Genomic DNA, 7,091 nt, shown 5'->3' with positions numbered 1-7,091 from the left:
CCACGGGCGCGTACGTCGTCGGCGCGGACGCCGCCGGGGCGTACCACGGCGCGCAGACGCTGCGGCAGCTCCTCACGCCGCAGGGCCTGCGCTTCGCGCTCGTGCAGGACTACCCCCTGCTGGCGCGGCGCACCGCCATGATCTACCTCGACCAGTACAGCAGGGGCGTCAACGATCACCTGATTCCGCTGCTGGCGCAGCTCAAGTACAACAGCGTCCTCGTGATGAGCAACTACGTGCAGTGGGACGCGGCGAAGAAGGGCGGCTTCGCGCACCCGGGCGGCGCGACGAAGGCCGAGGCGGCGCGCGTCGCGGACCTCGCGCGGTCCTACGGGCTGGAGCCCATCCCGCTCATCGAGACGCTGGGCCACACGGGCTGGATGTTCTACGGCGGCGCGAACAGGGATCTGATGCAGGACCCGCAGAGCCAGAATCCCTTCGCGTACGACACGCTCAACCCGCGCACGTACACGGACGTGGTCCTGCCGATCCTCACGGAGGCCGTGCAGACCTTCCGGCCCCGCTACGTGCACATCGGGCACGACGAGGTGCGCAACAACGACCGCTTCCCCGCCCGCGAGAACGGCAAGGCCGTGGGCTTCGAGAAGCTCTTCGTGGACGACACCATGAAGCTCTACACGCACCTGAAGTCCATGAACGTCGGCACGATGATCTGGCACGACGTGGCCTTCGCGGACGCCTTCCGCGACCGCATCCCGGCGGAACTCCCGAAGGACGTCGTCATCACGTACTGGAACTACTCCCCGGCGGCGGACTACCCCCTGCTCGACACGATCCGCTCGGCGGGCTTCCCGGTGCTGGGCGCGCCCTGGCGTGACCCCGGCAACCCGGAGGCGATGGCGCGCGCCGCGCTGAAGTACGGCTCGCAGGGTGTACTTCAGACCCGCTGGAGCGGCTACTTCGGCAACCCCAGCCTCTGGGACGGGCAGGCCGAGCAGGGCCTCGCCTACGTGCGGGGCGGCGCGAGCGCGTGGAATCCGCCCGCGCCCGCCCAGACCGTCCCGGAGGTCACGTACCGCGACCTGTACGAGCCGACGAGCCTCGTCCCCCAGGCGGGCACGCTGGTGGACCTCTCGTCCGCCGTGACGCGCACCCTCACCGACCCGGACGAGAAGGGCTGGATCCTCAAGGGGCCCGACACGGACCTCTCCGCTCTCCCGCGCGGGGACGTGCGGGTCGGCAGCTACCGTTTCCTCGTGTCGGGCGCCGTCATGACGAAGGGCTCGCGCGGCGCGGCCAGCGACCTGCCCGCGCGCGTCACCCTGGAGGTCGGCGCGAAGGCGGACGCGCTCGCGTTCCTGCACACGACCGGCTGGAGCCACCCCACGGTGCGCGACCGCGTCGGCGCGTACGAGATCACGTACGACGACGGCACGAAGCTCACGGTGCCGCTGGAGTATGGCCGCCACATCCGCGCTTGGACGGAACCCGTCCCGACCAGCATGATCGCGGAGCCCGCGTGGCGCGGCCAGACGAAGGACGGGCTGGACGTGGCGGTGAGCACGTTCGTCTGGACGAACCCCAACCCCGGCAAGGTCGTGCGCTCCGTCACCGTCGTGAGTGACGGGAAGGCCGCGAACCCCACCCTGCTGGGCCTCACCCTGATCGGAGGTGGGAAGTGAGTCTCGGACAGGAGGCGGGCGCCGCGCCCGCACCCACGGCCAGGCGCGGCGGGCAGAGCTGGCGGCGCGTGGCGCGCGACACGCTCGTCGGGTACGGCTTCATGCTGCCGTTCCTCGTGCTGCTCGTCGTCTACCACACGTGGCCGGTGCTGTTCGGCACGTACCTCGCGTTCACGAAGTACAACGTCATCAGCCCGCCCGAGTTCGTCGGGCTGGACAACTTCCGCGAGCTCGCGAAGGACTCGCAGTTCTGGGAGGGCGTGCGCAACAGCCTGCGCTACCTCATCGTGGTGCCCGTCATCCAGCTCGCCAGCATCGGCGTGGCGATGCTGGTGAACCGGCCCCTGCGCGGCATCGCGTTCTTCCGCACGGCGTACTACGTGCCGGTCGTGACGAGCTTCGCGGTGGTGGGCCTCATCTGGGGCTGGATGTACCAGCAGACCGGCCCCGTCAACTGGGTCCTCACGCACCTCGGCCTGATGAAGGAGCCGCACTCGCTGCTCAACAACCCCTCCTCGGCGCTGTACGCGGTGATGTTCGTGACGCTGTGGAAGGGCATCGGGTACTACATGGTGCTGTACCTCGCGGGCCTACAGGGCATTCCGCGCGAGCTGGAGGAGGCCGCCGTCGTGGACGGCGCGAGCCGCTGGCAGGTGTTCTGGCACATCACCCTGGTGGGCCTCAGGCCCGTGATCCTGGTGTGCAGCCTGCTGTCCACCATCAGCGCCGTGAAGGTGTTCGAGGAGATCTTCGTGATGACGCAGGGCGGCCCGCAGGGCAGCACGTACACCGCGCTGTTCTTCTCGTACGCGAAGGCCTTCCAGGACTTCCGCTTCGGCTACGCGGCCGCGGCGGGCCTCGTGATCGCCGTGATCAGCCTCGCGTTCGGCGTGATCAACTTCCGCCTGACGCGCGGCGGAAAGGCGGACGCCTAGATGACCACCGCAGAGACGTCCCAGCTTCGCGCGCGTCGCCGGGCCCGCGCCCGCCTCTCGAACGGGCTGGCGTACGCCGTCCTGATCGTGATCGCGCTGATCATGCTCTACCCCTTCTACTGGACGGTCATCACGTCGCTGGAGCCGACGGGCAGCGTGTACGACCCGAAGCTCCTCCCGAACGGCGTGAGCGGACGCAACTACTCGGCGGTGATCAACGGGACGAGCGTGCCCTTCTGGCGGATGTTCGTCAACAGCGTGGTGATCTGCACGCTGGGCGTGACGCTCTCCGTGACGCTCGCGGCGCTCGCGGCGTACCCGCTCGCGAAGATGCGCTTCCCGGGCCGTGACCTGATCTTCTACGCGATCCTCGCGCTGGTGGTGCTGCCGAACGAGGCGGGCCTCATCGTGAACTTCGTGACGACCCGCAAGCTCGGCCTGCTGGAGCAGCACGCGGGCGCCTTCGGTCCCCTGCTGAACATGGTCAGCCAGTACGCGGCGATCGTGCTGCCGAGCCTCGCGAGCATCGTGGGGCTCTTCCTGATCCGTCAGGCGTACCTGAGCGTGCCGCTCGAACTGATCGAGGCGGCCCGCATCGACGGCGCGAAGGAACTCACGATCTGGCGCCGGGTGATGCTGCCGCTGGCCGCGCCGACCATCGCGGCGTTCGCGATCCTGGAATTCGTGGCGTTCTGGAATTCGTTCCTGTGGGCGCGGATCCTGCCGCTCGACCCGCAGATGCTGCCGCTCTCGGCGGGCCTGCTGGAGCTCAGCGGAACGTTCAGCACGAACTCGCGCGCGGTGATGGCGGGCACGGTCATCACGATCATCCCGATCCTCGTGGTGTTCGCGTTCGGGCAGCGCTACTTCATGAAGGGCCTGGAGGGCGCCGTCAAGGGTTGACCCCGGTACAGGAGAACGCGCCCTAGACAACGCCCGGACGAGGTCCGGGCGTTTGCCTACGCTTAAACTCATGAGAGCGTCCTTCATCCACTTCCCACGTTCTCGTCGGGGTCAGCCGTGACCCTGCGGAACACCCGCAAGAAACCCGCCGTCACGCCGCGCCGCGCCGTCACGCCCACCCGGACGCGCCGGAAGACGCCCCTTCCGCCCGAGCTGCCCGGCTCCGGGAACACGCCCCCTCCCCCACCCGCCCTGCGTCCCACGGACACGCCGTGGCAGCGCCGCTACGCGGGCACCACCGAGGGCGTCACCTTCCACCTGCACCTGCGCCGTCACGCCAGCGGCGTCCTCACGGGCCGCTACAGCGTGCTCGGCGGGCACGAGGAAGGCTTCGCGCTGTACGGCGGCCTCTACACCGACGGGAGCTTCCTCGTGTCCTCCCGCGAGAACGGCGCGTCCTTCCGCGGCTTCGTCGAGAGCGGCGGCGCGCTGCGCGTCTCGCTCTTCCGGCGCGGCGCGCCGAACGCGCAGAAGGCGTTCCGCCTGCGCCACCTCGACCTCCTCCCGACCGGCCCACGCGAGGCCTTCCGCGACCCCGACGCGCCCGAGGAGGCGCCCGGTCGGCCCGGACCCCCCCGCGCCTGGGCGGGCACCCTCACCGGCGAACTCGCGGGCACCGTCCTGAGCCTGCGGCTCGTCCGCCGCGCGGACGGCAGCGTGGACGGCACCTTCGACCTGCGCGGACGCGGGGGCGGTACCGTGCGCGGCGTGGTGGGCGAGGAGGACGTCCTCACGCTCGACGCGCGCTACACCACCGGTCCCCGCGAGGGTCAGCGGCGCACCGTGCACGGCACGCTCACCCACCGGAACGACGAGATCGTCCTCAGCGCGCGCTGGCTCGGCGGGGACGAACCCTACCCCTTCGTGGCCCGCCACCTCCACGAGGGCACGGCGCCCCTGCCGCACATTCCCGGTTCGGCGGAGCACACGCCCGGCGCGCTCCCGAAGCCCCTCCCGAAGTACAGCCTGCCCGCCCTGAAGGAACCCGACTTCGAGGCGCAGTTCCAGGACGTGGCGGGCCGTCTCGGGGTCCCCGCGCACCTCCTGCTGGCCCTCATGCTCTTCGAGTCCTGGCTCGACCCGCAGGCCGTGAGCGGCGGCAGCGGAGCGCACTTCGGCCTCATCCAGTTCGGCCGGGAGGCCCTGACGGACCTGCGGACCCGCCGCAGCCACCTCACGCCCGATCAGGTGCGGCTCCTGCCACGCCGCCCCGAGGGCTTCCGGGACCTCAGCGCCGTCCAGCAGCTCCCCTACGTGGAGGCGTACCTGCGGCAGCACGGCGTCCCGGAGGCCGTGGAGCGCGCGCGCGAGGGGGGCCGCGAGATCACGCTCGAACACCTGTACTTCAGCGTGCTCGGCGGGCACACGCGCGTCGCGGACCGCGCCGTGTGGGCCGCGAGGGACGCGGAAGACCCCGACGAGCGCCTGCGGTACACGCAGAACGACGGCCTCGACTCGGACGGGAACGGCACCATCGAACCCGTCGAGGCCGCCGACATCCTGCGCCTGCGCTGGCGGAACGTGTTCGGCACCAACCTCGACGAGCGCGCCCTGCACCTCCGCGACGTGGGCACCGCCCGCCGTCCCCGCGCGAAGTACGACCCGAGGTACCGCGATCCCCTCCCCCTCCACACGGCCGCGCGCTCCGTGACGCCCGAAGAGGACGACGACACGACCGCCACCCGCGACCGCGAGCAGGAGGCGAGACTGCGGCTCGTGCCGGAAGAGGAGCTGAGGAGGATCAGGGAGCGAGGTGAGATCGGCGCGGTGATCGGGTCCCTCGACGGCGTGGAGGCGTACTACAACGGGAAGAACGAGGGCGGTGGAGTGCATTACTCCTCCGATGGTAAGAAGTATCGCTTTGGCTACAGATGGCAATGTGTCGAGTTTGTCAGGCGTTACTACTACACAGCCTTGAATCACTCGTTTGAAAAGCTGGGCAACGCCGTCGATTATTACGATCCCGGAACTGAGGACGCCACTCTTAACATCGATCGCGGCCTGACACAGTTCAGCAATGGCTCGCGCAGCAAGAATGCCCGGCCGGGACGCGGCGACCTGATCGTCTTCGCACCTTCCCCCGCGAACGGTGGATACGGGCATGTGGCCATCGTCGTGTCGTGTTCGAACAAAGAGCTCACCGTGGCGCAGCAAAACGTCGGTACAGGATTTACGCAGACTTTTCAGGTCGTCGTGGTCAATGGGAGCTGGCGGATTTCCGGAGGCGTGCTTGGCTGGCTCAGGAAGGGAGAATGATAATGCCGTGCAGACTGAAGTATATCAGCAGACAGATTGCGCTTTCATTCTTTTGCCTTTACATTCTCGCATGCTCCAGCACTCCCAAAGACTCCAAAAACATAATTGGAGAACTCGTCGATTTGAAAAGTTTGGAATTCTGCAAACAGTTTGAATGTGAATCAGCCGGAATCTACAGATCGGAGTCTGATAATCCTCGTATTATCATTTATAAGTTCTACTCTACGGTTCTTAATGCAAAAATATCGAGCGATGATGATCATTCCCCGCCCGACACTACAATCTCATTTGGTCTGGGAAAAAATAATCAACTCTTACGAGCATCGCTCAATCTGGACACCGATAAAGAAAATCAACTTCCCGGTAAGTTCTCATGCTTTGCCGCATTTACCCTGATTGAGAGTGTCGTGGACTATCGTAATAATTTAGCAAGTTTTTGCAAAACTTTCAATTCTTTTGCTACTTCACTCCGAGTGTCCGTCAAGAGTGACGATGGAGAATACAAAACCAAATCAGGACTGGAGCACGTCGCAAAACTATATTCCGGCAATGCCAAATCAAGACCCTACTACTTTTATCTTGTCTGTTTTCCCGAAACAGCCGAAAACGCATGCTCATATACTTTTGATATTACAGACCGTCCGGAATGGAGCTTGGATTGATGTGCCTTGTGCATCCGCAAACCGTACTGCAAAGACCTCTCCGTCGTGGAACGAAACACGATAGCAGAGGCAACAATCAGTCCCACTTCCGGACTGGAACCTCCTCCCCGCAGTGGGGTGAGCGGCGGTGACCTCCTCGCTCTTCTCCCTCCTTCAGGACAGGATGGAGCAGCTGGACGCGTTCCTGGGGGTGCGCGAGCGGCTCGGGCGGCTGGCGTTCCTGTCGGAGGAGCACGTGGCGCTGGTGCTGCTGTGCGCGGCGGCGGCGCTGGACATGGACGCCGCGTCTGCGCTGCGGAACGCGCCGGAGACGCTGGGTTCGCCCTTCGTGACGCCCGCCGTGGCGGGCCGGGTGCTGGGTCTGGAGCCGGTGCCCGCGCGCTGGTTCGGAGCGGGCTCGCCGCTGGTGCGGCTCGGGCTGCTGGAGGGCGTGGACGTGGACGTTCCGGAAGCGGCGCGGCCCTTCCGGGTGTCCTCGCGCCTGCTGCACCTGCTGCTGCACGGGGACGACATCCCACCGGGCGAGGTGGAGCCGGGCCTGTCGGGCTGGTGGGCCCTCCCGGAGGGCGAGGTGACGGCGTCCCAGGCGGCGCTCCTGGAAGGGCTCGTGCGGGAGGAGGCGCCGCACGTGC

At 67.1% G+C, this 7,091-nt stretch carries 6 protein-coding genes; all 6 read left to right on the top strand.

Going from position 1 to position 7,091, the window contains the following annotated elements:
- On the top strand, window positions 1–1,643 hold a 1,643-nt coding region (locus tag DEIPI_RS28485), incomplete at its 5' end, for a family 20 glycosylhydrolase (RefSeq protein WP_045233645.1).
- Window positions 1,644–1,744: 101 nt separating this feature from the next.
- Window positions 1,745–2,578 carry a carbohydrate ABC transporter permease gene (locus DEIPI_RS28480; RefSeq protein WP_084473962.1) on the top strand — a complete coding sequence of 278 codons (834 nt, stop codon included), beginning with the start codon at window positions 1,745–1,747 and terminating at the stop codon, window positions 2,576–2,578.
- Complete coding sequence (locus DEIPI_RS0104435) at window positions 2,579–3,481, top strand: carbohydrate ABC transporter permease (RefSeq protein WP_027480980.1); 903 nt, start codon at window positions 2,579–2,581, stop codon at window positions 3,479–3,481.
- Window positions 3,482–3,598: 117 nt separating this feature from the next.
- Complete coding sequence (locus DEIPI_RS35300) at window positions 3,599–5,797, top strand: CHAP domain-containing protein (protein WP_052351615.1); 2,199 nt, start codon at window positions 3,599–3,601, stop codon at window positions 5,795–5,797.
- A gap of 122 nt (window positions 5,798–5,919) precedes the next feature.
- Window positions 5,920–6,459, top strand: a complete 540-nt coding sequence (locus DEIPI_RS38960) for a hypothetical protein (RefSeq protein WP_169737021.1) — start codon at window positions 5,920–5,922, stop codon at window positions 6,457–6,459.
- A 127-nt stretch (window positions 6,460–6,586) separates the two neighbouring features.
- Window positions 6,587–7,091: hypothetical protein (locus DEIPI_RS28470; protein ID WP_045233643.1), on the top strand; the 505-nt coding region annotated here is incomplete at its 3' end.

Source organism: Deinococcus pimensis DSM 21231 (assembly GCF_000519345.1).
In the GTDB taxonomy this organism is placed as follows: Bacteria; Deinococcota; Deinococci; order Deinococcales; family Deinococcaceae; genus Deinococcus_A; species Deinococcus_A pimensis.
The sequence above is the reverse complement of the archived record's forward strand: the minus strand, read 5'-3'. Positions and strand labels throughout refer to the sequence as shown.

Coding starts and splice junctions, on each gene's coding strand:
- DEIPI_RS28480 (WP_084473962.1), top strand. CDS start 1,745: ATGCTGCCGTTCCTCGTGCTGCTCGTCGTCTACCACACGTGGCCGGTG.
- DEIPI_RS0104435 (WP_027480980.1), top strand. CDS start 2,579: ATGACCACCGCAGAGACGTCCCAGCTTCGCGCGCGTCGCCGGGCCCGC.